A 26,161-nucleotide genomic window follows, 5' to 3' on the forward strand; every position below is an offset into this window, starting at 1 on the left:
AAGTCAAAACATATGTACAGTTTACATAATAATTTTATACACTAAAACGCAAACTCAATTATTCATATTTCCTTCTCTCCATTCTTTCGCTTTTTCATCAACACTACGCACAAACTCATTTTTTCCTTCCGTATATAACGTGCCATCATATGTATATTTTTCGGCTAATTCTTTCTTTAAGGTTGCATATGCCTCTGCTTCTTCACAATGAGCCATCATATAATCACGAAACGCTAAATGCCTTACTATCTCAGGATTTCCTTTTTCAAAAACGTGTAAGTGATACGAGCGTTTTTCCTCAGTTCCATGAATAAAATAACGACGTCTTGAAATACCATTTTCCCCTTTTACGATATAACCAAGCTCTTCAAAACGTTCATTCCAATGATCTACTCTGTCGATACACTCTACTTCCATAATCATATCTATAATTGGTTTAGCTGCCAGTCCTGGCACTGATGTACTTCCAATATGATGGACTTTCACCATTTCTGGCATCGCCGATTTTAATCGTTCGGCCTCTATTTGAAATTTTTCATTCCAATGATTTTCATGCGGAACGACTACAATTTTTCTCATTAAAACTCCCCTTTTCTTACAAGCTCGTCAAAAAAATGATCAGCGGTATGCACTGATCATTTTTTATATTATTTAAAGTCTTTCCAAGTAAGGCTACTTTCACTTAACAGTTCTTCAAATGATTTATTTTTTTCACGTTCTTTTTGTTCTCGGCGCTTTCTTTCCAGTTCAGCTGCCTCTTTTTCTTCTTCTCTCACTTGCAATTCTTTCTTCTTATTCTTTAATTGCTGCATGAGTGAATCATTTAATTGATCGCCTAATGTAAGCGACTCTTTCTCTGGTCTATTCACTTGCGATTGTCTTTGCATTTGTCTTTGTTTCTTTTTCTTCATGCTACTCACCTTTTACTTTTTTCTCCATTATAGTAGATACACAATGAACTCGACAATAAAAAAGGTTCGTTACTCTATTATTCACTTTTTGTAAATATGTTAATTTTTCGAAAAAACTAAATTTTTATATAGATATAATCCTATGAATCTATTAAAATTATGTCGTATGATGTCAGATTATAAAAAAGGAGAATTAAATTATGTGGAAAAAAATCATTCCTGCTGTTGCCGTTTTAAGCACCATTACTTTTTCAAGCGTATTTGCCGCTCCCCCATCCCAGACTCCAGCTGAACAAAACCGCTACGTAGACGTACAAATGCTTGGTATTAATGATTTCCATGGACAACTAGATACTGTTAAAAAAATTAATAACAAAGAAGCTGGTGGCGCTGAGTACTTAGCTACTTATTTAAAAGAACGTAAAAAACAAAACCCTAATACACTTCTCGTACATGCTGGCGATATCGTCGGAGCTAGTCCACCAGTTTCAGCGTTGTTACAAGATGAACCAACAATTGAATTTTTAAATGACTTAAAATTCGATGTTGGTACAATCGGAAACCATGAATTTGATGAAGGTATCGATGAAATGAAACGCCTCATTTACGGTGGATATCACGAGAAAACAGGTAATTTCAAAGGTGCTAACTTCCCTTATGTCGCTGCTAACTTCTATAACAAATCAACTGGTCGCTTATTTTTACCACCATTTACTGTAAAAATGGTAGATGGTGTTCCTGTAGGATTCATTGGCGTTGTTACAACCGATACGCCAAATGTCGTGATGCCTACTATGCTTAAAAATGTACAGATCACTGACGAAGTAGAAGCAATTAATAAATCAGCGCAACAATTAAAGCGTCTCGGTGTTAAATCCATCGTCGTCCTTGCCCATGTCGGCGGAACAACTGATGAGTCTGGCGTGACAAATGGAGACCTTACTCGAATTGCAAATGAAACAGACTCGGAAGTTGATGTTATTTTCGGTGGACATAGTCACACGTATGTAAATGGTACTGTAAATAATAAACTAATCGTCCAAGCGAACTCTTATGGAACAGCTTTCTCAGACGTAGATGTAACAATTGATCGTAAAACAAAAGATATTGTAAAGAAAAAAGCTGAAGTGATTACAACATATCATGAAGGTGTGGAACCTGATAAACAAGTAAAACAAAAAATAGATCAATATAAAGAAACAATCGCACCACTTGTAAATGAAGTTGTAGGAAAATCTACAGCACCTATCGACCGTAAACAAAATGATGCTGGTGAATCTACTCTTGGGAATGTAATTGCCGACGCACAGAGTCAAACGATGCAAGCTCAAATCGCACTTATGAATCCTGGTGGCATTCGTAATGACTTAGATGCTGGCGATATTACTTGGGGCGAATTATATGGCATTCAGCCTTTTGGAAACCAATTGATTAAAGTAGATTTAACAGGTCAAGATATTCGCGACATTTTAAATCAACAATGGCAAAAAGGAACAACAAGAATGCTTCAAATTTCAGGTATTCAATATACGTGGGATGCAAATAAACCAAGCGGTGAAAAGGTTACGAATATACGCTTAACAAATGGCGAAGAGTTATCTCCATCTAAAACGTATAGCGTAGTTGCGAATGCTTTCTTAGCTTCTGGCGGTGACGGATTCGTATCATTTAAAAATGGGAAGAATTCAGAAACTGGTCCAAACGACTTTGGAGCGCTAGTCGATTATGTAAAACAATTAAAAGAACCAATTCAGCCAGTTATTGATGGAAGAATTCAAAAGATAAATTAAGTATTTCCCTCATATGCGATCCAGATTTTTATTGTAAAGGATACGCACTTATACTTAATCCACAATATTAGTAAAACCTAAAAAGGATACTCGTTCTTACAATGAACATAGTATCCTTTTCTTTAGTTATCAAAATATGATGTTTTGTTAAAATCATATTGTTGTAAAAATTGTTGTAACGCCTCTTCTACAAGTTTAGATTTTTGAATTCCTTTCGCTTCTGATATAACGTCTAGTTTTGCTAATATTTCTTTATTAATAGTAAAGGTACGTTTCTTTTTCTCTGTACTTATACTCATAATGGGCACAATTACTTCTTCTCTCTTTCTTAATAAATCATAAATACTTTGTAATTGCTCATAAATTAATAATTGATAATCCGTTTTCGCATATTGAAGGGCTGTCGCTTCTTGGAGTTGTAAGTGACGCGGTTCTTCTCCATCTCCTACAAAAATACGTTTCTTCTGTTCCCCATCATATTCGTATCCAATCAATCTTAATTTCTTTGATAATGTATATGGGCTTATTTCAAGACGTTTTGCTATAATAGCGATGGATTCACGTCTATTTAAGCAATCTATAATTTCTCCAATCGTCACAATTTCCCTCCTCCCGTGTTGAAATAACACTAGTATGGTATGTTACAATGATTTTCTAACAGTATATGCAAAACGAATAGCCTGTGCGATTCATACGATTTCAGAAAAGGAGGATTTCCATATGCTTTTTCGTAGCTATACCCCACAGTTTTATAATGAAAATAAACAACTCATTCCTAATAGTATTGCTACGATGGAAAGCGTTATGATTCATAATCGAAAACAAACTCTCCTTATGCGCGGGCAAAACATAGAGCAGCCAATTTTATTATGCTGTCATGGCGGACCTGGCATGGCACAAATTGGATTTATTCGTCATTTTCAAAAAGAATTGGAGAAACACTTCATCGTTATTAATTGGGATCAGCGCGGGGCAGGTAAATCCTTTTCAATGAAAGATTTCGGAGCAAATTTTACAATCGAACAATTCGTTTCCGATGCAAAAGAAGTGATTCAATATGTACTTAAAAAGTTCAATAAACAGAAACTATTTCTCGCTGGTCATTCTTGGGGAAGCATTATTGGGCTTAACATAGCACATCAATATCCACAGTATATCGAGGCTTACATCGGTATTGGGCAGATTGTACATATGAAACAAAACGAAGAATTGCTATATCAGCATTTAATTCGTTCTGCAAAAAAACATGATCATAAAAAAGCATTAGCGTCCCTTTTAAAATTAGGCAAACCACCATTTTTAGATACGAGACGCCTTATTATTCAAAGAAAGTGGCTTGGCACATTCGGCGGAGCAATCCAAAACGGATCTTCCTTTTCTTTCATACGAAAAGGCTTCTTTTCTCCTGAATATACGCTATTCGATTGGTTCAAGTTTCTCGCAGGAAATTTAAAATCTGGCGTTTTATGGGAAGAAATGTTGACAATCGATTTCTTTTCTTCTATTTCATGCTTATCTATTCCGGTTTATTTTTGTTCTGGTCGCTATGATTATCAAACTCCTTATGCACTCGTTCAGGAATATTGTGATGTAATAGAAGCCCCCATAAAAAAGATGATTTGGTTCCCAAATTCAGCACATTCTCCTGATTTAGAAGAACCAGAATTATTCGCCAATTCTTTACAATCAATTAAACAAGAGCTAGCTTTTCAACATTAGTAACAAAAGGCTCTTTTACATTTCATAGAAAACAATTTATAATAATATGTCGCAACTATGTATAAATATAGCAAAGTGCTTCATATTTACTTGCCTTAGCACAATAAAATTTTAGGGAGATTACATTTATTATGAATGCTGTACTCGTCGCAGTAGCAGTTATGCTATTGCTTAGTTTGTTACGTGTCCAGGTCATTGTCGCCATCATTGTTGGAGCTTTAACAGGCGGAATTATCGGCGGACTCGGTATTTCAGAAACTATTAACACTTTTACAACTGGCCTTGGAAACAGTGCTCCAATCGCTTTAAGTTATGCAATGCTTGGCGGTTTCGCTATTTCCCTTTCCAAAACAGGACTTCCAGATGCCATGATTCAAACTGCACTAAAATGGATTGGCAATGAACAAGACACGAAAAAACAAGTTTATTCTAAAATACTTATTTTATTCATCATTTTAACAATGGCTTGTTTCTCACAAAATGTGATTCCTGTTCATATCGCTTTCATCCCCATCTTAATTCCAGCACTTTTAAAAGTATTAAATGAGCTGAAAGTGGATCGCAGACTTGTTACATGTATTATTACATTCGGATTGATTACTCCTTATATGTGGATTCCAGCAGGGTTCGGAAAAATTTATCATGACGTATTGCAAACAAATGCTGCGCAAAGTGGTCTTACATTTGATGTCGCACTTATTCCAAAAGCAATGACTATTCCAGCAATCGGTATGATTATTGGATTATGTGTAGCGGTATTCATTACGTACCGGAAACCTCGTACGTATGAAACAGAACAAGTTCATACTACCGCAAATGAAATCGTTCCCTATACAAAACGTAGCATTACTTTCGGATTGTTATCTATCATAGCCACATTAACTGTTCAATTAGCAACAGAATCAATGATTTTCGGTGCTTTAGCGGGGATTATCGTCTTATCAGTAAGTGGTAGTCTACCTCTTAAAGAAGCAGATGCGATATTAACAAGCGGAATGCGCATGATGTCCTTTATCGGTTTTGTTATGATCGCTGCCGCTGGATTTGGCGCTGTTCTTCGAAAAACAGGACATGTTGAATCTCTTGTGCAAACGAGTGCACATATAATTGGAAATAACAAACCACTCGCTGCATTTCTTATGCTTGTGATTGGACTTCTCGTTACGATGGGAATTGGTTCATCCTTTTCAACCATCCCTATTTTAACAACAATTTTTGTGCCTCTTTGCATGCAGCTTGGATTTAGTCCAATGGCCACAATTGCAATTATCGGTACAGCTGGAGCGCTAGGCGATGCGGGATCTCCAGCATCAGATAGTACACTTGGGCCAACATCCGGTTTAAATGCTGATGGTCAACACCATCATATATGGGATACATGTGTACCAACTTTTCTGCATTATAATATACCGTTACTTATATTCGGCTTTATTGCCGCAATTACATTATAAAAGGTGCGTTTTATACGCACCTTTTACTTTTTTATTTTTTCTTTTAATTGTTGTAAAGCTATTTTCCCATTTTCTTCGGCGCAACTTTCAATTTTCATGAGTGACGGGCCTATCCATTCACTGTCTATGCTCCCGTTCGGTCCAATAATTTTCAACTTATCCGGTATACGGATATTGAAATTTTTCGCTGCTTGAATTAACTCAAAAGTAACCTTTTCACTTGAAGTTACAATTCCATCTATATACGGGTAGGTTTGCAAGAATGTAATAAACTGTTTATTCGTATACCCTTGTACACATACTTCTCGATAAGAGATCCCTTCCTCCCAAACAGCGTCTAAAAATCCTGATATGCGCTCTTCCATTTCTTCACTATCTTCTCCCTCATCGAAATAAGCAAGAAATTGACAGCCTTTTTCTTTTAATAAAGAAACCGTTCTTTGTCCACTTTCATAATAATTTGCATGGGATTTTTTTTCATCAATTACAACAAACGGAAGTGGAATTTCTCCTATACTTTTAAAAACGGATCTTGTTAAAATAACACCTGCAACGTTATTTTCCTTCAACATATATATGTATCTATCTTTATTCTCTATATTACAAACAATGATTTGATATCCTTCTTTATATGCTATTTCCTCAATACAATGTAGCAAAGTGATGTTTGATGGGTCATATAGATTATCTACAAGTAATGCAATTATCGTTGAATTCTCTTTAAATAATGGCTTTGCTGCATTATTTGGCCTATAACGTAATTCCTCAATTGCTTCCTTTACTTGTTTTACTGTGTCCTCATGAACGTATCCTTTTTCATTAATAACTCGTGAAACGGTTGCGACTGAAACACCTGCCAATTTTGCAACATCACGTATAGTTGCCACATCGTCACCCCTTAATATGGTAATAGATTACAATTTTACGGTAACCTAAATTACAATATTCGTCAAGGTTAATAACTTATATTTCTGAAAATTGTTACATCAATTTATTAAACGATACTCCAACTGTATTTCATGTAAAATTGGGATGTTATCATATCCGATACGTGGAATTTCTTTCTTTATTTTTCGTGCCTCTTCCACTGCATTCACATATAAATTAGTCATCACAAAATTACGTTTTTGGTAAAAACGTAACGCATTCATATTATCATTTGTTGTTATGAGCCAAACCCGCCCGCACCGTTCTTCTTCTGCAACTTGTAATACACAATCTACAAGTTTCGTCCCTATTCCTTTTCTTTCTTCAAAGCTATCTAACGATACAATTTCACACATATTTCCGGTCACTTCATACGTTATAATTCCGATTATTCTGTCATCCGAGAGCGCAACAAATCCTGGCAACTCTTCTAACTGATGCCCCTTACCACGTGAAACCATCAATGAACTCCCCCAGTTCTCACACATGAACATTCGGATTGTTTCTTTCATCGCTGGCGTAATTTTTTGTATATACACCATTTCCTATTTCTCCCCTTTTCTATCATTGTGATACAATGTAAGTGTATCACATGTAACGGTATTTGGAGGATGAGGTAAAGTATGAAACGTTTTTTTGCAGCATTGTTTACTATACTAGGTGCGATAACTGCCCTTGGGATTTTCTTTACAAATAAAGTGATGTACTTAAAGAAAAAAACAGAGGAAGAAGTACTCGAAAGAGAAACGAAAAAACATTTTCGTTTAGAGGATTTTGATGCTCTTCATAAAGAAGAAATTCATATTCCTTCGCAATTCGGATATGATCTTCACGGATATTACATTCCTGCTGGTCATTCCAATAAGTTTATGATTTTTTGTCACGGCGTAACTGTAAATAAAATGAACTCTGTAAAATATGCAAGGTTATTTTTAAACAGAGGGTATAATGTCGTTATTTATGATCATCGTCGTCATGGTAAAACTGGCGGAAAAACAACAAGCTATGGATACTATGAAAAACATGATTTAAAATCTGTAGTTGACTGGCTAAAAAGTCGCTTTGGAACAAATATAACACTCGGTATTCATGGTGAATCTATGGGAGCTGCAACACTTCTTCAATACGCAGGACTTGTAGAAGATGGTGCTGATTTCTATATTGCAGATTGTCCTTTTTCTGATTTCTACGGGCAATTACAACACCGTTTAAAGGTTGAATTCCATTTACCTAAATGGCCTTTATTACCTTTAGCAAATGCTTTTTTAAAAGTACGTGACGGTTATACGATTCGCGAAGTTTCACCAATCGATTGTATAAAAAATATTAATAATCCCGTCCTCTTTATTCATAGTAAAGATGATGATTATATTTTAGCTGATATGACGAAATCACTATATGAAGCAAAAGAAAACAATAAACAACTTTATATTGCAGAACGCGGTGCACACGCTTGCTCTTATAACGAAAATAAAGAAGAGTATGAAGCAGCCGTTGATCAATTTTTAAACTCATATGTAAAAGAAACAAAAAACAGGCTTGCATAAGCCTGTTTTTTTATTGCGCTAAAACGTCTGTAACTTGTTCCATATTTACAGAAATCCATTGCATTGCATCATCTAACGTTGGAAATTCTGTCGTTTGAAATGTTACTTCATCTTGAAGTAACCAAACATCCTTTGCCTCTTGCCCTACACCTGCAATGGACCAATGTAACAAACTATATGGATGATTATCATTCAAAAATGATGCCCACGTGCGCTCATTTGCAATGTTTCGTAATGTATGTAATTGTTTATCCATCTCTCGTCACCTTACTCTAGTCAGTTATAAAAAACATTATAACACTCTCTTCTCTCCCAAAGAAAGTGCTCATTTTATATTGTCAAGTACTTCTCTTAATTATATGATGAAATTAAGCGTTTGGGAAGGAGGGATAGCGTTGGCGAAAGTACAAATTAAAGTAAATGATAATGGCTCTTTTCGCGTTACAGGGGACGTGGAATTAGTCGATTCACAAGGGAATGTATTCCCAGCAAAACCGGCATTTTCTTTATGCCGTTGTGGTTTATCAAAAAATATGCCTTATTGCGATGCTTCGCATAAAGGGAAATTCGAGTCTGTCGTTAGAGCACCAGAGGCAGAATAATTTTACATGTGACATGCACATTTTTTTGTGCATGTTTTTTCTTTTCATTAACTCTCGTCCCCCTTTTCCTTACAACATTCCTCGTACTTTTGTCCTCATTCCAACTTACATATATTTTCACACAATTCTTCACATTCGAATATTTTTTTCTAGCCTTTTATTTTTTTTGTGCTATAATTTGAGCAAACAACATCCTTCGGGGTCGGGTGAAATTCCCAACCGGCGGTGATGAAGTGCAAACTTCTAAGTCCGTGACCCGTTTTCAACTCGAAAACGGTGGATCTAGTGAAACTCTAGAGCCGACAGTATAGTCTGGATGGGAGAAGGATATGTTTTCTAGTAATTTTATATAGCGAATACACTTTTATTTCAGTATGCATATTTTTAAAGTTTCGTTTTGAATCTTTATATATGTTTTATTTTGTATACTTATGTTTCTATACTGAAATAAAAAGATACGACTAGCGTTTGAAAAATTCGATATTTTTGCTAGGTTTTTTCCTTATGCAAAAATACCAATCATCGTTAGGTTTCTTTCCTGTACTTTCGTATTCGAACTATATTTCTAGAAATCACGTCTCCCAAACCCCAAGGATATAAAATCCTTGGGGTTTTTTGATTTTTTCAGGAGAGGTGAAGAGAATGACAGATCAAGAATATATGAGGATTGCCCTGCAGTTAGCAGAAGGGACATCTGGACAAACAAGTCCAAATCCTATGGTTGGTGCTGTTGTTGTAAAAGAAGGAAACATCGTCGGTATTGGCGCTCATTTACGTGCTGGTGAAGAACACGCAGAAGTTCACGCGCTTCATATGGCTGGTGAAAAAGCAAAAGGAGCTACCGTTTATGTAACACTTGAACCGTGTAGCCATTTTGGAAAAACACCACCTTGCTGTGAATTGCTCATCAAAAAAGGAGTCAAACGGGTTGTAATTGCTACTCTTGATTGCAATCCTCTCGTTTCTGGTACTGGAAAAAGGAGATTAGAAGAAGCTGGCATCGAAGTAGCTACCGGTGTTCTTGAAACAGAAGCCACCTTATTAAATCGTTTCTTTTTTCACTACATGAAAACGAAGCGTCCATTTGTAACAATAAAAACAGCGATGAGCTTAGATGGAAAAACAGCAACTGTCACGGGTGAAAGTAAGTGGATTACAGGTGAAGAAGCACGAGCTGATGTTCACCAATATCGTCATACACATGATGCGATTCTCGTTGGAGTGAATACAGTTATAGCTGATAATCCGCATTTAACGACAAGAATTCCTAACGGGGGTAAAAATCCTATTCGTGTTATTTTAGATACTCATTTACGAACGCCACCATCTTCTCATGTCATAACAGATGGTTTAGCACCGACATGGATTATTGTCGGTAAGGATGTAAATAAAGAGAAAATAGCTTCTTATGAATCTGAAAATATAGCTATATTCCAAATGAAAACAAAACATATAGAAATCAAGGACCTCCTTTTCTTTCTTGGCGAGAAGCAAATTCTTTCTCTATTCGTTGAAGGTGGTCAAACAGTTCATGCAAGCTTCTTACAAACAAAACATCTCAATGAAATTGTAACTTATATAAGCCCCAAATTAATTGGCGGGAAAGATGCCCCTACTTTATTTGGGGGAAATGGTTTCGCAGCATTACATGATGCACTTTCCTTGGAAATTCAAGAGATGAAACAAGTTGGTGATGATATAAAAATCGTTGCGAATGCCCGAAGTGAGGTGACGGAATGTTTACAGGAATTGTAGAGGAGTTAGGAACGATTGCAAACATGCAACAAAGCGGAGAAGCGATGAAGTTAACGATCCATGCGAATAAAATTTTATCAGATGTTCACTTAGGTGATAGTATCGCGGTTAACGGTATTTGCTTAACTGTAACGAGTTTCACAACAGCTTCATTCACAGTGGATGCAATGCCTGAAACGATGCAATCAACATCACTTCGCATGCTTAAACCACACTCTAAAGTAAATTTAGAGCGGGCGATGGCTGCAAACGGACGATTCGGTGGGCATTTCGTTTCAGGACATATTGATGGCATCGGAACGATATTAAACAAAAAACAGCACTATAATGCCGTCTATTACAAAATAGCTATTGCTGATAAATTGCTGCGCTATTGTTTGCATAAAGGATCCGTTGCTGTTGATGGAACGAGTTTAACGATATTTGATATAGACGAATCTTCCATCACAATCTCACTCATCCCACACACAGTAAGTGAATCTGTTATCGGAGAAAAGAATGCCGGTGACATCGTAAATATTGAGTGTGACATGATCGGTAAATATATCGAACGCTTTATTTCTAAACCTGTAAAACGAACAGGTTCAATGAGCGAAAGCTTTTTACAAGAAAACGGATTTCTATAAGGGGGAAGCATTATGTTTCATCGTATTGAAGAAGCTCTAGAAGATTTAAAACAAGGAAAAGTCGTTATCGTATGCGATGATGAAAACCGTGAAAATGAAGGCGACTTTATCGCTTTAGCAGAGTATATTACGCCAGAAACGATTAACTTTATGATTACACATGGGCGTGGTCTCGTTTGTGTACCGATTACGGAAGAATACGCAGAACGTCTACAATTAGAACCAATGGTAGCTCATAATACAGATTCGCATCATACTGCATTTACAGTGAGTATTGATCATGTTTCTACAACAACAGGAATTAGCGCTCACGAACGGGCAACTACGATACAAGAATTATTAAACCCTGCATCAAAAGGTGCTGATTTCAATCGTCCTGGACATATCTTTCCATTAATTGCGAAAGAAGGCGGTGTCTTGCGCCGTGCTGGTCATACAGAAGCTGCCGTCGATTTAGCACAGCTTTGCGGAGCAGAACCAGCTGGAGTTATTTGCGAGATTATTAATGAGGACGGTACGATGGCACGCGTACCTGATTTACTACAGTGCGCAAAACAATTTGATATAAAAATGATTACAATAGAAGATTTAATTGCTTATCGCCGCCACCATGAAACACTAGTGACGAGAGAAGTGGAAATTACATTACCTACAGATTTCGGTACTTTCCATGCAATTGGCTATTCTAATTCATTAGATACGAAAGAACATATCGCACTCGTAAAAGGTGATATTTCAACAGGAGAGCCTGTACTTGTACGCGTTCATTCAGAGTGCTTAACAGGAGATGTATTTGGCTCGTGCCGCTGTGATTGCGGACCACAACTCCATGCTGCACTTGCTCAAATTGAGCGTGAAGGAAAAGGCGTTCTTCTCTATATGAGACAAGAAGGACGAGGCATTGGCCTTCTTAATAAGCTTCGCGCTTATAAGTTACAAGAAGAAGGATTCGATACTGTAGAAGCAAACGAAAAACTTGGGTTCCCAGCTGATTTGCGTGATTACGGTATTGGCGCTCAAATTTTAAAAGATTTAGGTTTACAACATTTACGATTATTAACGAATAATCCACGAAAAATTGCTGGCTTACAAGGTTACGATTTAGAAGTAATCGAGCGTGTACCATTGCAAATGCCAACAAAAGAAGAGAATAAAACGTATTTACAAACGAAAGTAAACAAATTAGGACATTTACTAAACTTATAATTAAGGGAGAGATTTATTATGGTATTCGAAGGTCATTTAGTTGGTACAGGCTTAAAAGTTGGGGTTGTTGTTGGACGTTTTAATGAATTTATTACAAGTAAGTTACTCGGCGGAGCTTTAGATGGATTAAAGCGTCACGGTGTAGAAGAGACTGATATCGATGTTGCTTGGGTTCCTGGCGCATTCGAAATTCCTTTAATCGCTAAAAAGATGGCTAATAGCGGAAAGTATGATGCTGTAATTACGTTAGGTACTGTAATTCGTGGTGCTACAACACATTACGATTACGTTTGTAATGAAGTAGCAAAAGGAGTTGCATCTTTATCACTACAAACAGACATCCCAGTTATTTTCGGTGTATTAACGACTGAAACGATCGAGCAAGCGATTGAACGCGCGGGCACGAAAGCAGGTAATAAAGGCTATGAATCCGCCGTTGCTGCGATTGAAATGGCTCATTTATCAAAACAATGGGCATAAAAAATAAAAAAGAGGCCGTAGCCTCTTTTTTATTTTTTTACTTTTTTCCGTACATCTTTTATTAATTCATCCATTGTTTTTCCTTCTGTTTGTATACGAAGCGTTTGTGCTGTTCTCCATACATTCTCTCTTTTCTTCGCTTCTTCTATAATAGTAATTTCTTTTCGCACTTCCTTTAAATCTTTCCCTTCTGTTTTCAATCCAAAATGTTCAGCTTTCGTTCGAAAATGTTGTTCAATTCGTTGTTGCATTTCTTTTTGTTCAGGATTTTCGGTAGCCTTAACTGGATCAGCACTTATTGCTTTTAGTAAAATTAGACAAGTCATAATCGCTAATATATATTTGTGCATGTAAAATCCTCCAACCCAATATAAATTACATATTTACTATGTACAATTGGGGCTTGGAAAATTCGTCCACCAAAACTCTTTTTTCCGCTCAAAAACCAATAGTATCAAGCTTTCACAACTATTTATTACATTTTATTTACAAAAAAAGCAAACTCTTTTACAAGTTTGCTTTTTATCTATCTTATAATGCACATTCTTCAATCTCAAACCCTAAATCTTCAATCATACCCCAGTCTGCAGTCGGTTCTTGTCCAGCTGTCGTTAAGTAATCTCCAACAAAAATAGAGTTTGCTGCAAATAATCCAATTGGCTGTACAGAACGTAAATTGATTTCACGTCCCCCTGAAATGCGAATTTCTTTCGTTGGGTTTACAAAACGCATCATCGCCAGCACTTTTAAACATTCTATCGGCGTTAATTCTTTTTGTCCTTCAAGCGGCGTACCCTTTACAGCAACAAGAAAATTACATGGAATTGAATCTGCATCTATACGTTGTAATTCAAATGCAATTTCAGCACGTTCTTCTATTGTCTCTCCCATTCCAAAAATCGCCCCAGAGCATGGTGAAATGCCTGCTTGTTTCGCTTTTTGAACTGTATCAACACGATCATCATACGTATGAGTGGAGCAAATACTTTCGTAATTATTTGCATGTGTATTTAAGTTGTGGTTATAACGATGTACACCCGCTTCTGCTAAACGTCCTGCTTGATCTTCGTTTAAGAAACCTAAACAACAACAAATCTTCAAATCTGTCGTTTCACGAATCTCCTTAACTGCTCCAATTACGTGATTCACCTCTTTATCCGTCGGGCGACGACCAGATGCTACAATACAATATGTACCCGCTTTACGTCGAATTGCTTCGTGTGCTCCTTCTACAATCTTTTCCTGCGTTAGCCATGCATATTTATCAATCGGCGCCTCTGAAATAATAGACTGTGAACAATATCCGCAATCTTCAGGACATAATCCAGATTTCGTATTAATAATCATATTCAATTTTACTTTCTTACCAAAGTGATGATGGCGAATGATGTAAGCTGCATTCATAATTTCTAACACTTCTGTATCATCAGCTTCTAATATTGCAATTGCATCCTCTTTCGTAATCATTTTCTCTTCTACTACGTCATGTGCAAGTTTTTTCCAATCCCTTTTTGTTTGTACTTGTTTCATTTCATCTCTTCCCCTCTTTTGTTATATGCATAAATAAAGCATGATACGTCGCCATTATCCCTTCATTTTCCGTGAAGTCTCTTTCGTATATGCGAAGCATCGCACGAAAGAGTGAGGGACTTTGACAATATGATTCTTCATTACTATTGGTCGCTCCTACTTTTCGAATAGAGTGTAGAAACTCCCTAACTTCTGTAAATCTCTCTATGTAACATGTTTCAGAAACATGCACATCCCCTGTTTCTATTTCACACATATGGCGCAACTGATTTTTCGAATAAAAAAGTTGCCCAATCGATGTTTCATTTTGTATATTTTTTTCTTCTTTCGCCCGCTGGAACGAAGCATGCAATTCTTGAAATGTTTCATGTCCAAACGTTGAAAAGAGTAATATCCCATCTATAGACAAATGATGAAATAAATTTCTTATCACTTGTTTTAAATCATTTAGCCATTGAAATGTGGCATTTGAAATAATGACATCATATGTTTCTTCTAGTCGTAATCTTTCGATATCCTCACAGTAAAACGTTACATTTTTCACATTTTGTCTAGTTTTCGCAACTGCAATCATACTTTCAGCAAAATCAATGGCTGTAATATGTGCTTTCGGAAATAAGTTTGATAATTGCTCTGTAACATATCCTGTTCCGCATCCAAGTTCTAAAATACGTATCGATGAATTTGCACTATATCGCCGATTCAATGTAGACAGTAATGAATGTGCCATCTTTTTTTGTACATTTGCATATTGATCGTAGGATACAGATGCCGCGTTAAACCGTTTTTGAAGTAACGTTTTGTTGATCATGTCGTATCCCCTCTACAAATTGAATTATCTCATTTCCGCAATATTCGAAATTCGTTACACATAATGCGTGTCCAGCCTCACTTACTACCTTGAGCGTGGCAGTCTCATTCTCAGCCATACTACGCGCTGCAGACAATGGACAAATTACATCCTGCTCTCCGTGAATAAGTAGTATAGGGACTTTAATTTCTTTCAGTTCTTCTCTCATATCTGCTTCTATTAAATACTCCAAACCTAATTGCAAAGACTGAATAGAATCACCTTTAAAGCGTTTTATCATATCTTCAAACCTTTTATTCTCTTTCAGCTCATCTTTTGTAAACATATTTTCATAAAACCGCTTGAGCGTATCTTCTTTTTTTCTCACTAAATTCTTTTTTAGCCGTTCTACATGCAGAGTATTCCATCCACTCGTATAATCGTTCGTACTTGTAAATTTGGCAGTACCACCAATTAGTACGATACCTTTTGCCTTAACCTTTTTATGAGCTTGAACTGCTGCTAACGCTCCTAGTGACCATCCAACTAAAATTACATTTTCATCTTTTGCTACATCTATTATTCGCCCCGCAAATTCACTTTGTTCTTTCACATTACGCCAATTGATACATTGAACAGAATATTCTTTAAAATACGGCAGAACTAAAGTCCAAACACCTTCTTCCATTCCCCATCCAGGAATAAAAATAACCTTTAGCTCTTTCATACGAAAAACCCCTCTTCTTTATCAATGCGTATAATATGCTGAATAGCCCATTTCAAATCAGCTATTGTATGTTGGGACGTAACTGCAAAACGGACCCGTGAACTATTAACTGGAACCGTTGGTGGACGAATTGCAATTGCTGCAATACCTACCTCTTGCAGCCTTCTACTAAACCGTAAAGCTGCTTCATTTGAACCGACTACAATCGGTACAATATGAGTTGAGCTATTCCCAATATCAAAACCAGCTTCTTGCAAATGTGTCCTAAAATATGCTCCATTCTCTATAAGTCTCTCTCTTCTTTCATTATCTTCTTTCACAATTTCAATTGCTTTTTGCACTGCTCCTAACGTTCCTGGTGGTAAAGCTGTTGTAAAAATAAAGCTTCTCATCATATTTTGTAAATACTCTATATAAATTGCATCACCTGTCAAATACGCACCATAACACCCTAGAGCTTTGCTAAACGTCCCCATATGTATATCAATTTTTTGAGCAATATCTTTTTCTATATGAGACAACCCTGCTCCATCAATTCCATATATTCCACTCGCATGTGCTTCATCGACTATAATCATTGCTCCATATTTCTCTTTCATTTGCACTAAATCTCTTAAATATGCAGTATCACCATCCATACTAAAAACAGTATCTGTTACGATTAATTTTTTCTTTTTTGGCGGTGCTACTTGCAACAGCTTCTCTAAATGATCTAAATCATTATGACGATACCTTTTATGCTCTGCTCCGCTTAATATAATCCCATCAACGATGCTTGCGTGATTTAATTTGTCACTAAACACAATATCGTGACGACAGGCTAATGAAGAAATCACTCCAACATTTGCGGTATATCCACTATTTACAACTAAGGCTTTTTCAGTGCCTTTCCAATCGCATATACTTCTCTCAACCTCTTCATACAGTGAATAATTTCCTACAACGAGCCTTGATGCTGTCGCTCCAGTTCCATATTTTCTTGTGCATGCAATAGCAGCTTCTTTTAACCTCTCATCTCCAGCTAACCCTAAATAATTATTTGACGCTAAATTTAGCATCCTTTTTTCATCTCGAATAAGCCATGTCTCTTCTGCTTGTTCTGTTACATGCAAATTGCGATACTGCCCTTGCTTATTTAATTGTTGCAATTTAGATTGAAGATGTGTGCGCCACGTTTGATTCATTTCGGATGAACTCCTCTAATTTTGAAATCATTATATACTCTTTTGCAGATTCCAAGACTTCTTCTTTTGTAAACGCACCTTCAAAGAATGGTAATAAACCTAAAACCGGTACCCCACTTAGCTCTTCAATCATTTCTTTATTTGCTTGTACTCTTTCCATTTCACATTCTTTGCAGCCGGATAAAATTACACCTGCTACTGTTAAGCCATGTGCCTTTGCATAAGCAATCGTTAAAACTGTATGATTTACTGTTCCTAATGTAGGGCGTGCGACTATAATAAGAGGAAGCTGTAATTCCTTTGCGAAATCAATTACTAAAGCGTCTTCTGTATATGGAACAGCCAGTCCACCTGCTCCTTCTACAAATAGGCTATTAAACTCTTTCAATCGTTCATTATAATGATCCATAATGTCTTTTAAATGTACTACTCTTCCAGCTCTTTTCATGGCAAGTCTCGGAGCAAGAGGCTCTTCAATAGAATAAGGGCAAATTTCATCTTCTTTTGTCGGTACACCTGATAATGCTTTTAACCTTGCTGCATCTCCCTCTGGATTTGATGCAACATGTCCACTTTGCAACGGTTTATATACCCCGATGTTATATCCCAATTCTCTAAATACACCTGCTAATGCACCGGCAACTACAGTTTTCCCCACTTCAGTATCCGTTGCTGTAACAAAAAAACCGCCCATTATTCTCCCTCCGTAACATCCGAGATTGATTTATACAAAATACGTAACATATCATCAATCTCATCAATTGTAGAAGCAAGAGGAGGCATAAATACAATCGTATTACCGAGTGGTCGCAAAATCATGCCCAGCTCTCTTGAACGTTTACATACTTGAACACCGACTCTCTCTGTCCATTCAAACGCTTCTTTCGTTTCCTTATTCTTCACAAGTTCAATTCCAACCATTAACCCGCACTGACGAATATCCCCTACATGTTTATATGCAAAGAGCGATTCTAATTGCGTCGCCACATATTCTGTCTTACGTGCCACTTCTTCTATTAAATTTGTTTTCTCGTATAGCTCTAGATTCGCAATGGCTACCGCACACCCTAACGGATTCCCTGTATAACTATGACCGTGGAAAAACGTTTTTTGTTCTTCATAGTCTCCTAAAAAGGCATTATAAATTTCATCTGTCGTTACGGTGATTGCAACTGGTAAATATCCACCTGTTAAACCTTTTCCGGCTGTTAAAATATCCGGCGTTACATTTTCATGTTCACATGCAAACATTTTCCCGGTACGCCCAAATCCAGTCGCTACCTCATCTGTAATAAATAGAACATTATATTTTGTACATAAATTACGGAGCCCTCTTAAGTATCCTTTTGGCATTGTAATCATACCGCCAGCACCTTGCATTAAAGGCTCTACAATAATCGCCGCAATTTCTTCATGCTTTTCTTTCAGCAGCTCTTCCATTTCTTCTAAATGTTTTTTCACAATTTCCTCCTTATTATTTCCATAAGGAGAACGATATGTATATGGATACGACATTTTAATTGCCTCAAATAAAAGTGAACTATACACTTGGTGAAACAAGTCTATCGCTCCTACTGAAACAGCTCCAATTGTATCACCGTGATACGCTTCTTTTAATGTAACAAATCTTTGTTTCTTCGGTTTTCCTTTATGCTGCCAATATTGAAAGGCCATCTTAATTGCAATTTCAACGGCGCTAGAACCGGAGTCTGAATAGAATACTTTCTTCAAACCTTCTGGCACAACTTCAATTATTTTTTCTGCTAATAAAATAGATGGAACGTTAGCAAGTCCTAGCATAGTAGAATGGGCAATTTTATTTAATTGCTCACGAATTGCTTCATCTAATTCTGGTACTTGATGTCCGTGAACATTTAACCAAATAGATGAAACACCATCCCAATATTCATTTCCATTTACATCGTATAGCTTTCTTCCCTCTCCACGTTCAATAATGACAGGGTCTTCTTCTAAATAATCTTTCATTTGTGTAAACGGATGCCATACATAAGCTTTATTTTTCTCCGATAATTCTTCATATGTATAAGACGATTTTTCAGTCGTATTACTATTAACAGTCACAATTGCCACCTCTAATGTTAACTAATTTATAAATAAAGTTAACATTAAATTTAAATGACTGTCAATTATTTTTAAATCAAATAGTTCTTAAAAAAGAACAACTTATCATACGATAAGTTGTTCTACTTTCCGTGTTGTACCTTTCCGATTTCTAAAATAATCTCTTCATCTTTTTTTCCTTCTGTATCAATTCCAAGTTGTTTTGCATGTTCAATTAATAAATCATGGCGCTTCTCAAATCTTGCGGTATTTACTTCTTTCGTAACCTCTTCTTTTGTTTTCCCTTCAGTAGAAACTCCTAGTTTCTCAGCTGCTTTTTCCGTCGATTTCTTCTCTTCTATTTCTTTTACTTTCTTCACTTCTGACTGCTTTGTTCGACTTTGTTTTGACTGCTCTGATTCAGCTGCAAAAGCTGTGTAAATTCCAGCACTTCCGCCAATGACTAGTAAGGTGGTAAAAAGAATTATTTTTTTCTTCACTCTTTCCTCCCCTTTCAAATTCATTATAACGTACAAATTTAGAACATTAAAAACATTTAACCTTTATTTCCCTAAAAAAATATTGAACATTTTTATTGACATATAAGATGAAAATGTGATAAAAATTTAACTAACATCATATGAATCGGCATTGATAGGACTTAGTAGTATTTCGATTTCTGATTTCAGAGAGCTGGTGGTCGGTGCGAACCAGTACAGAGCGAATTATGAATTACCCCCTGGAGCTTCTTTTGCGAAACGTAAGGAGTAGCGAAAGACGGTTATAGACCGTTATATCTAAAGAGTGGTGAAACGAAACTGTTTCACAATTTAGGGTGGTACCGCGAATTTTTCGTCCCTGCATATATTGCAGGGGCGTTTTTATTTTATTAACGCATATCATACGACCCTTTATTTTGTGATACATTCATTTCACAAGCTAGGGTGGTACCGCGATTTCTTCGTCCCTGCATAATTATATGCAGGGACGTTTTTTTATCCAATCATTTCCGTATCATAATGAAGGACCAACAATTACCGATAATTTGTCACAAAATTCTAAACTTTAGAAGGAAATACACAATATTGGCGAATTTTATATAAAAAAGAGCTATTTTAAATTACTTAGGAGGGGAAAACAATGGTTTCAAAAATTGAATCTGTTCTTTTAACATTATTTATCTTTTTCTGTATTGGCTTTAGTGTTATTCAATTAGAAGTTTCACCACACATCCCAATTTTATTTGGTATCGTTCTTTTATTAGCATTTGGATTTATGAAAAAAATCTCTTGGTCTACGATGGAGAAAGGGATGATTAGTAGTATTTCAGCTGGTATTCCATCTATTTTTATTTTCTTGCTTGTAGGCGTATTAATTAGTGTTTGGATCGCCGCTGGAACAATTCCAACTTTAATGGTATACGGCTTCCAACTTGTATCTCCTAAAATTTTCATTCCAACTGTTTTTGTTGTTTGTGCAATTGTTGGAACAAGTATCGGTAGTGCCTTTACAACTGCCGCAACTGTAGGACTTGCCTTTATGGGTATGGGTAGTGCTCTCGGATACGATCCAGCTCTAATCGCTGGTGCAATTATTTCTGGTGCATTCTTTGGAGATAAAATGTCTCCTTTATCTGATACAACAAACTTAGCTCCTGCTGTAACGGGTGTAGATTTATTTGAGCATATTCGTAACATGCTTTGGACAACAGTTCCAGCTTTCATTATTGCTTTTATCGCATTTTTCATTTTAGGAGGCGGTACTAGCGGAGACGTTGACTTCACAAACTTTATTAGCACTTTAGAGAAAACTACGACGATTTCTATCGTTACACTAATTCCAATTTTATTACTGTTCCTATTCGCATTTAAAAAAGTTCCAGCAGTTCCAACATTACTTGCAGGAATTGTGGTAGGAATTATTATTCTCTTTATTTTTAAACCTAGCACTTCTTTAGCTGATTTAATGAAAATTATGCAAGACGGATACGTTTCTAAAACTGGTATTAAAGACATTGATAGCTTACTATCTCGCGGTGGTCTACAAAGTATGATGATGTCGATTGCACTTATTTTCCTGGCTCTTTGTATGGGAGGATTATTACAAGGAATGGGTATTATTACGCAGCTCATGAATATCATCTCTAGCTTCGTAAAAAATAGCACACGTTTAATTATTTCTACTGCTTCAACTGCAATTGGTGTAAACTTCTTACTTGGTGAGCAGTACTTATCCATCGTTTTAACAGGACAAGCATTTGCTAATAAATACGATGAAGTCGGTTTAGAACGTCGGAATTTATCACGAGTACTAGAAGATGCAGGTACAGTTATTAACCCTCTCGTACCATGGGGCGTAAGTGGTGTATTCTTATCGAACGTCCTTGGCGTTCCGACATTTGATTACCTTCCATTCGCAATTTTCTGTTTAGCTTGCCCAGTCTTAACAATTATTGTTGGTTTCACTGGATTTGGCCTTTCATGGAAGAAAGAAAAAGCTGTAACACTTTCATAATATATTAAAAAGGATTACCTGAATCGGTAATCCTTTTTATATTTCTCCACTATCTATTTGCTTTCTTTCTTCTAAATAACAGAAGTAATCCCGCTCCAACAAACGCCAAGCCTGCTCCAATTGTAGAAGCAACACTTGTACCTGTTTTCGGTAAATCACGGTCTTCTTTATTTTCACTTACAGTTGTTGTTTCTTTTGAGTTTTGATTATCCGTTGTAGTTTGTCCAGATCCTGCATTATTTGCTTCATTTGTTGGTGGTGTCGTTGGATTTTCTCCATTACTACCTTCATCTGTTGGTGGTGTCGTTGGATTTCCTCCATTATTCCCTTCACCTGTTGGTGGTGTCGTTGGATTTCCTCCATTATTCCCTTCACCTGTTGGCGGTGTCGTTGGATTCTCTCCACCAGTTTCCTTATCATCATCGTTCTTCTTCGTTATATCAATTGCATATTTAGCAAATTCATTTTCAGATGGTCCAACATATGATATCTTTCCATCTTTCTTTATATACTCTTTTGCTTTTGGTGAAGAATCAAATGTTGTAATTAATTTATCTGCAACAATCGGTTTAAATGTCCAATTTTGATCGGCTGTCGGATTAATAGCCGGTGTTTCTTGCATATATTTCACTATGATTTGACGTGTTTCATCTTGCGATTGGTAAATAACTTCTCCTTCACTTACACCAGGGAACGTTTTACTGCTACCGCGATAATTATTTGTAGCAACGATAAACTCTTGATCATCAGCTACTGGCTTACCTTCATATGTCATATTTACAATACGATTCGTATTTGCATTTACAACTTTTCCATCTTTATCGTATTTCGCCGGTTGTGTTACATCAATTTCATATTTTAAACCATCTATAATATCAAAGTTATATGTAGGATATCCTGTATTCACCAATTGCTGTTCAATTTTTTCTTTTGGTTTAGGATTAATTTGATTAAACTGACCTGCCGACATTTCAAGCCATTCTTTCACTTGCGCTCCGTTTACTTTTACAGCATATAACGTATTCGGATATACATATAAATCTGCAACGTTTTTAATTGCTAACGTTCCAGCTGGAATATCAGTATAATATGCAGCACCGTTTCGGCCACCTGCTTTAAATGGTGCACCTGCAGATAAAACCGGAATATCTTTAATCTTTTCGTACTCTGGTTTTTTAAGTTCTTGTTCTACATACCATTTTTGCGCATTTGTCACAATTTGTACGGAAGGATCATCTTGTACTAATGAAAAATAACTATTAATTGGTGCTTTCGTTTTACCTACAGGTGTATTTACATATTCGATTGTCTTTTCATGTTCATCTTTAATTTCATTAACTAATTTTTGATCCGACTGTACTAATGGATTCCCTTTACTATCAGCAATCTTACGAAGTTCTGGCTTAGGTTGATCCTTTTTTTGTACTTCCCATTTTCCGTTTACCTTTTTCAATTGCATATCAATAATACCTAAATTACTGCCAAAAACGCCAGGCATTACAACTGGAACACCATTAAATATATCCTGCACTTCAGTATGTGAATGTCCCATTAATACTGCATCTACGCCAGAAACTTCCGTTAAATAATACGATGCGTTTTCCATATCAACACTGTATCCACTCTTATCAACGCCTGAATGAGCTAGTGCAACGACAATATCTGCATGTTCTTCATCTTTCAATTTCGGTACTAATTCCCTTGCTGTTTTAACAATATCTTTCGCTTTTACTTCTCCTTCTAAATTCGCTTTATCCCAGTTCATAACTTGAGGCGGAACAAATCCTATTACACCAATTTTCACTTTTTGTTTTTGACCAGATTCATCCTCTACTTCTTTTTCAAAAATATGATATGGTTCAAAGTAATGTTTATCGTTCGTATCATCATTATCGTGGTCATCTATGTAGACATTCGAGTTAATAACCGGAATTTTTGTTTTACTAATCACTCCCTTTAAATACTTTAAACCATAGTTAAATTCATGATTCCCAAGAGAGATGACGTCATACTTCATTAAATTCATTACACGATATAATGGATGGACATAGTTAGGATCAACAGAATTCTCCTGATTTTTTATTTTATTTGCTACATAATCTCCAAGCGGCGTCCCTTGTAATGCATCCCCATCATCAAATAGGACCGAGTTCTTCACTTCTTCACGTGCTTTATTAACGAGTGTTGCCGTTTGCACGAGACCTACTTTATTATCTGTTTTCGTTTGATAATAATCATAATTCATTAAGTTAACGTGAATATCTGATGTTTCTAGAATTCGTAACTTAACTGTACTCTCCCCAGTATTCTCATCCGCATGAGCTGTTGTTGACAACACCTGTGGTGCCATTACACCAATCGCAAGAGTTGCTCCAGCTAGCATTTTTTTTGACTTTTTCACAAAAAATCCCCCTTATACAATTACCAAAAATAATGAAATAAACCTCTATTTCCCTCTAACCACATACCTTTTTTCTTCTATTAGAGACAAGATTTTCATTTCATCCTGCGCTAATGAGTAGTCCCCTTAAACGCCCGATTAGTGAAACTTTAATTAGTGGGAAATAAAGCCCTACTCATTAAAATTTCACCTTATCTGACATTATCATATATAATGTACTTTCATATCGTCAATATTTTTTGACATACTTCTACAAATTTTCTGTAAAGTTGTTGTAAACTTTTCATAAACATATAATATGCCCTTACATTGTTAATACTGCTGAATATGATACAATTACCAATTACAAGGAGGATGAATATATGAAAAAAGTCATCTTAACAATTGTTTGTCTCCTCCTTCTAATCATTTCTTATTCTTATTTTGAAAAGAACGATGAGACAAAACAAAATGAACCCGAAGAAAACACAGAAAAAATATCTACTCCAAGTTGGATTGATAAGCAAACAAACGATTCCTTTTATCATCTCGTACTAGGTGATTCACTCGCCAAAGGATATGGATCGACACAAGGGGGATTTGCTGAATTAGCTTCTAGACAAATAGAAGCACAAATTCATAAGCCAATTACAGTAGAAAACCTTGGGATAAACGGTCTTACAACAGATCGTCTCGCTAAAAAAGTGCAATCAGAAGATGTAAAGCAAAAAATTAGAGCAGCAAATATCATTACAATTAATATTGGAGGAAATAATTTATTCCGTTTAAATCGTGATGTCGGTGTTATAGATGGTATTAAAATGTTAAATAAAGAAAAAGCTCATTTTGAAGCGGATATAAAAAATATTGTAAAGACAGTTCGAGATCAAAATCCGAACGCTTTACTCATTCTCTCAGAACTCTATAATCCGTTACAACTCGATGACTCCATCGCCAGTTATGCAGATATGTTTTTAGATGGATGGAATGAATCCGTTTATTCCATTTCAAAAGCAAATCAACCATCTATCGTTTTACCAATTCGTAAATTAATGTCAAATGATAAAAAAGATTTACTCTTTGACCAAGTGCACCCAAATGATGATGGCTACGCGATTATTGCCGATTCATTTACAAAAAAAGTGTTGGCCTACAAATATTAAAATTTCCATGAAACAATTCTATTTTTATAACATGTCTTTTTTGTTACAATGATAGTGGAAGGGGGCCTTTATATGGAATCACGCGAGTGGGAACGTATTGTTGATCATCTTCTTTCGCTAGTGCCTCTTTTTTATCGCAAATTTATGCTTCCTGGAGAATTTTCTTCTCAAAGACATATGCCGCCATCACATACACAAGTATTGCTACTTCTGCATGAAAATGGCACATTAGCAGTTTCCGAAATCGGCAAGCGGCTAGCGATTTCACGGCCTAACATGACACCTCTATTAAACAAACTTATTCAAGAAGAACTAATAGAGCGTCATTATAGCGAAAAAGATCGACGGGTCATTTTAATTTCCCTAACAGCTGAAGGGAAATTGTTAGTAAATCAGTATCAGCAATTCATTTTAGACAAACTAAAAGAAAATTTCCAAACATTATCTGAGGAAGAGCGCGAAAAGCTCATTCATTCTCTTCAAACCATTCAAAATTTAATTTTGAAAACAAACGCATAAAGCTGCTTCTACATAGAAGCAGCTTTATGATTCGTAATAATTACCATAGTATACATTTGAATATGGCCATGTCGTTAAATATGGTTTTTGTTCTTGCGTAGGCTGTTGTTGTGGTATTTGTGGTAATTGCTGTAATTGTTGCTGCTGATACACTCCAAATTGCTGCCTCATATCATTTACCGGATAATAATTTACATATGGATATACTTGCGGTACGTAATAATAATACATTCATTCTCTCCTCCTTTTTCTTAAACATATTCCAAGGAGAAAATGAAT

The 26,161-nt window shown here is 36.1% G+C and carries 28 protein-coding genes, 1 riboswitch and 1 other annotated feature; of the genes, 12 read left to right on the forward strand and 16 right to left on the reverse strand.

Annotated features, from left to right (window positions below):
• Positions 1 to 54 precede the first annotated feature (54 nt).
• Positions 55 to 579 (reverse strand): GrpB family protein, encoded by a 525-nt coding sequence (locus DN389_RS15950; RefSeq protein ID WP_001227178.1) that lies wholly within the window; start codon positions 577 to 579, stop codon positions 55 to 57.
• A gap of 68 nt (positions 580 to 647) precedes the next feature.
• On the reverse strand, positions 648 to 911 hold the full coding sequence (locus tag DN389_RS15955) for a YqkE family protein (RefSeq protein ID WP_000727564.1): 264 nt from the start codon (positions 909 to 911) through the stop codon (positions 648 to 650).
• A 200-nt stretch (positions 912 to 1,111) separates the two neighbouring features.
• On the opposite strand from DN389_RS15955, the gene DN389_RS15960 reads away from it, so the two are divergent.
• On the forward strand, positions 1,112 to 2,701 hold the full coding sequence (locus DN389_RS15960) for a bifunctional metallophosphatase/5'-nucleotidase (RefSeq protein WP_149237363.1): 1,590 nt from the start codon (positions 1,112 to 1,114) through the stop codon (positions 2,699 to 2,701).
• Between the two features lie 122 nt (positions 2,702 to 2,823).
• Here DN389_RS15960 and DN389_RS15965 read toward each other — a convergent pair whose 3' ends face one another.
• On the reverse strand, positions 2,824 to 3,300 hold the full coding sequence (locus DN389_RS15965) for a ribbon-helix-helix domain-containing protein (protein WP_149237365.1): 477 nt from the start codon (positions 3,298 to 3,300) through the stop codon (positions 2,824 to 2,826).
• 121 nt (positions 3,301 to 3,421) lie between these two features.
• On the opposite strand from DN389_RS15965, the gene DN389_RS15970 reads away from it, so the two are divergent.
• Together DN389_RS15970 and DN389_RS15975 are read left to right on the forward strand one after the other, a co-directional pair.
• Positions 3,422 to 4,420: an alpha/beta fold hydrolase gene (locus tag DN389_RS15970; protein WP_088081531.1), complete on the forward strand. Its 999-nt coding sequence runs from the start codon at positions 3,422 to 3,424 to the stop codon at positions 4,418 to 4,420.
• A gap of 131 nt (positions 4,421 to 4,551) precedes the next feature.
• A complete protein-coding gene (locus DN389_RS15975) occupies positions 4,552 to 5,871 on the forward strand; it encodes a Na+/H+ antiporter family protein (RefSeq protein WP_000994830.1) in 1,320 nt (439 codons plus the stop codon).
• A gap of 23 nt (positions 5,872 to 5,894) precedes the next feature.
• Here DN389_RS15975 and DN389_RS15980 read toward each other — a convergent pair whose 3' ends face one another.
• Together DN389_RS15980 and DN389_RS15985 are read right to left on the reverse strand one after the other, a co-directional pair.
• A complete protein-coding gene (locus DN389_RS15980) occupies positions 5,895 to 6,758 on the reverse strand; it encodes a LacI family DNA-binding transcriptional regulator (protein ID WP_000201338.1) in 864 nt (287 codons plus the stop codon).
• Positions 6,759 to 6,857: 99 nt separating this feature from the next.
• Entirely contained in the window at positions 6,858 to 7,340 is a 483-nt protein-coding gene (locus DN389_RS15985; RefSeq protein ID WP_088093467.1) for a GNAT family N-acetyltransferase, read from the reverse strand.
• 81 nt (positions 7,341 to 7,421) lie between these two features.
• Between DN389_RS15985 and DN389_RS15990 the strand changes: the two genes are divergently transcribed.
• Entirely contained in the window at positions 7,422 to 8,345 is a 924-nt protein-coding gene (locus tag DN389_RS15990) for an alpha/beta hydrolase (protein WP_000819238.1), read from the forward strand.
• A gap of 10 nt (positions 8,346 to 8,355) precedes the next feature.
• On the opposite strand, the gene DN389_RS15995 is transcribed toward DN389_RS15990, so the two are convergent.
• On the reverse strand, positions 8,356 to 8,601 hold the full coding sequence (locus tag DN389_RS15995) for a DUF2552 family protein (protein ID WP_000360794.1): 246 nt from the start codon (positions 8,599 to 8,601) through the stop codon (positions 8,356 to 8,358).
• Between the two features lie 139 nt (positions 8,602 to 8,740).
• Here DN389_RS15995 and DN389_RS16000 point away from each other — a divergent pair, with 139 nt between their 5' ends.
• The 5 genes from DN389_RS16000 (at position 8,741) to ribH (ending at position 13,014) form a co-directional block, all read left to right on the forward strand.
• Positions 8,741 to 8,947, forward strand: a complete 207-nt coding sequence (locus DN389_RS16000) for a CDGSH iron-sulfur domain-containing protein (protein WP_001151582.1) — start codon at positions 8,741 to 8,743, stop codon at positions 8,945 to 8,947.
• 188 nt (positions 8,948 to 9,135) lie between these two features.
• Positions 9,136 to 9,279: riboswitch (FMN riboswitch) on the forward strand.
• Positions 9,280 to 9,589: 310 nt separating this feature from the next.
• Positions 9,590 to 10,702 (forward strand): bifunctional diaminohydroxyphosphoribosylaminopyrimidine deaminase/5-amino-6-(5-phosphoribosylamino)uracil reductase RibD, encoded by a 1,113-nt coding sequence (gene ribD, locus DN389_RS16005; protein ID WP_000131998.1) that lies wholly within the window; start codon positions 9,590 to 9,592, stop codon positions 10,700 to 10,702.
• Positions 10,684 to 11,328, forward strand: a complete 645-nt coding sequence (gene ribE / locus DN389_RS16010) for a riboflavin synthase subunit alpha (protein ID WP_088123358.1) — start codon at positions 10,684 to 10,686, stop codon at positions 11,326 to 11,328. Before ribD ends, ribE begins: the two co-directional genes overlap by 19 nt.
• Positions 11,329 to 11,340: 12 nt before the next feature.
• Entirely contained in the window at positions 11,341 to 12,534 is a 1,194-nt protein-coding gene (gene ribBA / locus DN389_RS16015; protein ID WP_046956394.1) for a bifunctional 3,4-dihydroxy-2-butanone 4-phosphate synthase/GTP cyclohydrolase II, read from the forward strand.
• An 18-nt stretch (positions 12,535 to 12,552) separates the two neighbouring features.
• Positions 12,553 to 13,014, forward strand: a complete 462-nt coding sequence (gene ribH / locus DN389_RS16020) for a 6,7-dimethyl-8-ribityllumazine synthase (protein ID WP_000230900.1) — start codon at positions 12,553 to 12,555, stop codon at positions 13,012 to 13,014.
• Between the two features lie 29 nt (positions 13,015 to 13,043).
• On the opposite strand, the gene DN389_RS16025 is transcribed toward ribH, so the two are convergent.
• From DN389_RS16025 to DN389_RS16060, 8 genes are all read right to left on the reverse strand, one after another.
• The gene (locus DN389_RS16025) at positions 13,044 to 13,364 is read right to left on the reverse strand and encodes a hypothetical protein (protein WP_000549786.1); all 321 of its coding nucleotides are present in this window, start codon (positions 13,362 to 13,364) and stop codon (positions 13,044 to 13,046) included.
• A 181-nt stretch (positions 13,365 to 13,545) separates the two neighbouring features.
• Complete coding sequence (bioB, locus tag DN389_RS16030; protein WP_000815838.1) at positions 13,546 to 14,544, reverse strand: biotin synthase; 999 nt, start codon at positions 14,542 to 14,544, stop codon at positions 13,546 to 13,548.
• 1 nt (position 14,545) lies between these two features.
• A complete protein-coding gene (gene bioC, locus DN389_RS16035; protein WP_087985142.1) occupies positions 14,546 to 15,355 on the reverse strand; it encodes a malonyl-ACP O-methyltransferase BioC in 810 nt (269 codons plus the stop codon).
• The gene (locus DN389_RS16040) at positions 15,321 to 16,061 is read right to left on the reverse strand and encodes an alpha/beta fold hydrolase (protein WP_046956392.1); all 741 of its coding nucleotides are present in this window, start codon (positions 16,059 to 16,061) and stop codon (positions 15,321 to 15,323) included. The genes bioC and DN389_RS16040 overlap by 35 nt, the downstream gene beginning before the upstream one ends.
• Positions 16,058 to 17,245, reverse strand: coding sequence for an 8-amino-7-oxononanoate synthase (gene bioF / locus DN389_RS16045; protein ID WP_060488336.1), 1,188 nt, complete (start codon positions 17,243 to 17,245; stop codon positions 16,058 to 16,060). Before bioF ends, DN389_RS16040 begins: the two co-directional genes overlap by 4 nt.
• Positions 17,211 to 17,939, reverse strand: a complete 729-nt coding sequence (bioD, locus tag DN389_RS16050; protein WP_060488335.1) for an ATP-dependent dethiobiotin synthetase BioD — start codon at positions 17,937 to 17,939, stop codon at positions 17,211 to 17,213. The genes bioF and bioD overlap by 35 nt, the downstream gene beginning before the upstream one ends.
• Complete coding sequence (bioA, locus tag DN389_RS16055) at positions 17,939 to 19,327, reverse strand: adenosylmethionine--8-amino-7-oxononanoate transaminase (RefSeq protein WP_149237367.1); 1,389 nt, start codon at positions 19,325 to 19,327, stop codon at positions 17,939 to 17,941. Before bioA ends, bioD begins: the two co-directional genes overlap by 1 nt.
• A 122-nt stretch (positions 19,328 to 19,449) precedes the next feature.
• The gene (locus tag DN389_RS16060; RefSeq protein ID WP_000726904.1) at positions 19,450 to 19,806 is read right to left on the reverse strand and encodes a hypothetical protein; all 357 of its coding nucleotides are present in this window, start codon (positions 19,804 to 19,806) and stop codon (positions 19,450 to 19,452) included.
• Between the two features lie 142 nt (positions 19,807 to 19,948).
• Positions 19,949 to 20,169: a binding site (T-box leader), on the forward strand.
• A gap of 277 nt (positions 20,170 to 20,446) precedes the next feature.
• On the opposite strand from DN389_RS16060, the gene nhaC reads away from it, so the two are divergent.
• On the forward strand, positions 20,447 to 21,820 hold the full coding sequence (gene nhaC / locus DN389_RS16065) for a Na+/H+ antiporter NhaC (RefSeq protein WP_098189947.1): 1,374 nt from the start codon (positions 20,447 to 20,449) through the stop codon (positions 21,818 to 21,820).
• A 49-nt stretch (positions 21,821 to 21,869) separates the two neighbouring features.
• On the opposite strand, the gene cpdB is transcribed toward nhaC, so the two are convergent.
• On the reverse strand, positions 21,870 to 24,221 hold the full coding sequence (gene cpdB, locus DN389_RS16070; RefSeq protein WP_098189946.1) for a bifunctional 2',3'-cyclic-nucleotide 2'-phosphodiesterase/3'-nucleotidase: 2,352 nt from the start codon (positions 24,219 to 24,221) through the stop codon (positions 21,870 to 21,872).
• Between the two features lie 362 nt (positions 24,222 to 24,583).
• Here cpdB and DN389_RS16075 point away from each other — a divergent pair, with 362 nt between their 5' ends.
• A complete protein-coding gene (locus DN389_RS16075; RefSeq protein ID WP_098189945.1) occupies positions 24,584 to 25,363 on the forward strand; it encodes a GDSL-type esterase/lipase family protein in 780 nt (259 codons plus the stop codon).
• 72 nt (positions 25,364 to 25,435) lie between these two features.
• Positions 25,436 to 25,882 (forward strand): MarR family winged helix-turn-helix transcriptional regulator, encoded by a 447-nt coding sequence (locus DN389_RS16080; RefSeq protein ID WP_000445817.1) that lies wholly within the window; start codon positions 25,436 to 25,438, stop codon positions 25,880 to 25,882.
• Positions 25,883 to 25,906: 24 nt separating this feature from the next.
• Here the strand turns inward: DN389_RS16080 and DN389_RS16085 are convergent, their stop codons facing one another.
• Complete coding sequence (locus DN389_RS16085) at positions 25,907 to 26,113, reverse strand: hypothetical protein (RefSeq protein ID WP_098189944.1); 207 nt, start codon at positions 26,111 to 26,113, stop codon at positions 25,907 to 25,909.
• Positions 26,114 to 26,161 lie beyond the last annotated feature (48 nt).

The sequence above is a fragment of the Bacillus sp. AY3-1 genome (assembly GCF_008368785.1).
Lineage (GTDB): Bacteria > Bacillota > Bacilli > Bacillales > Bacillaceae_G > Bacillus_A > Bacillus_A wiedmannii.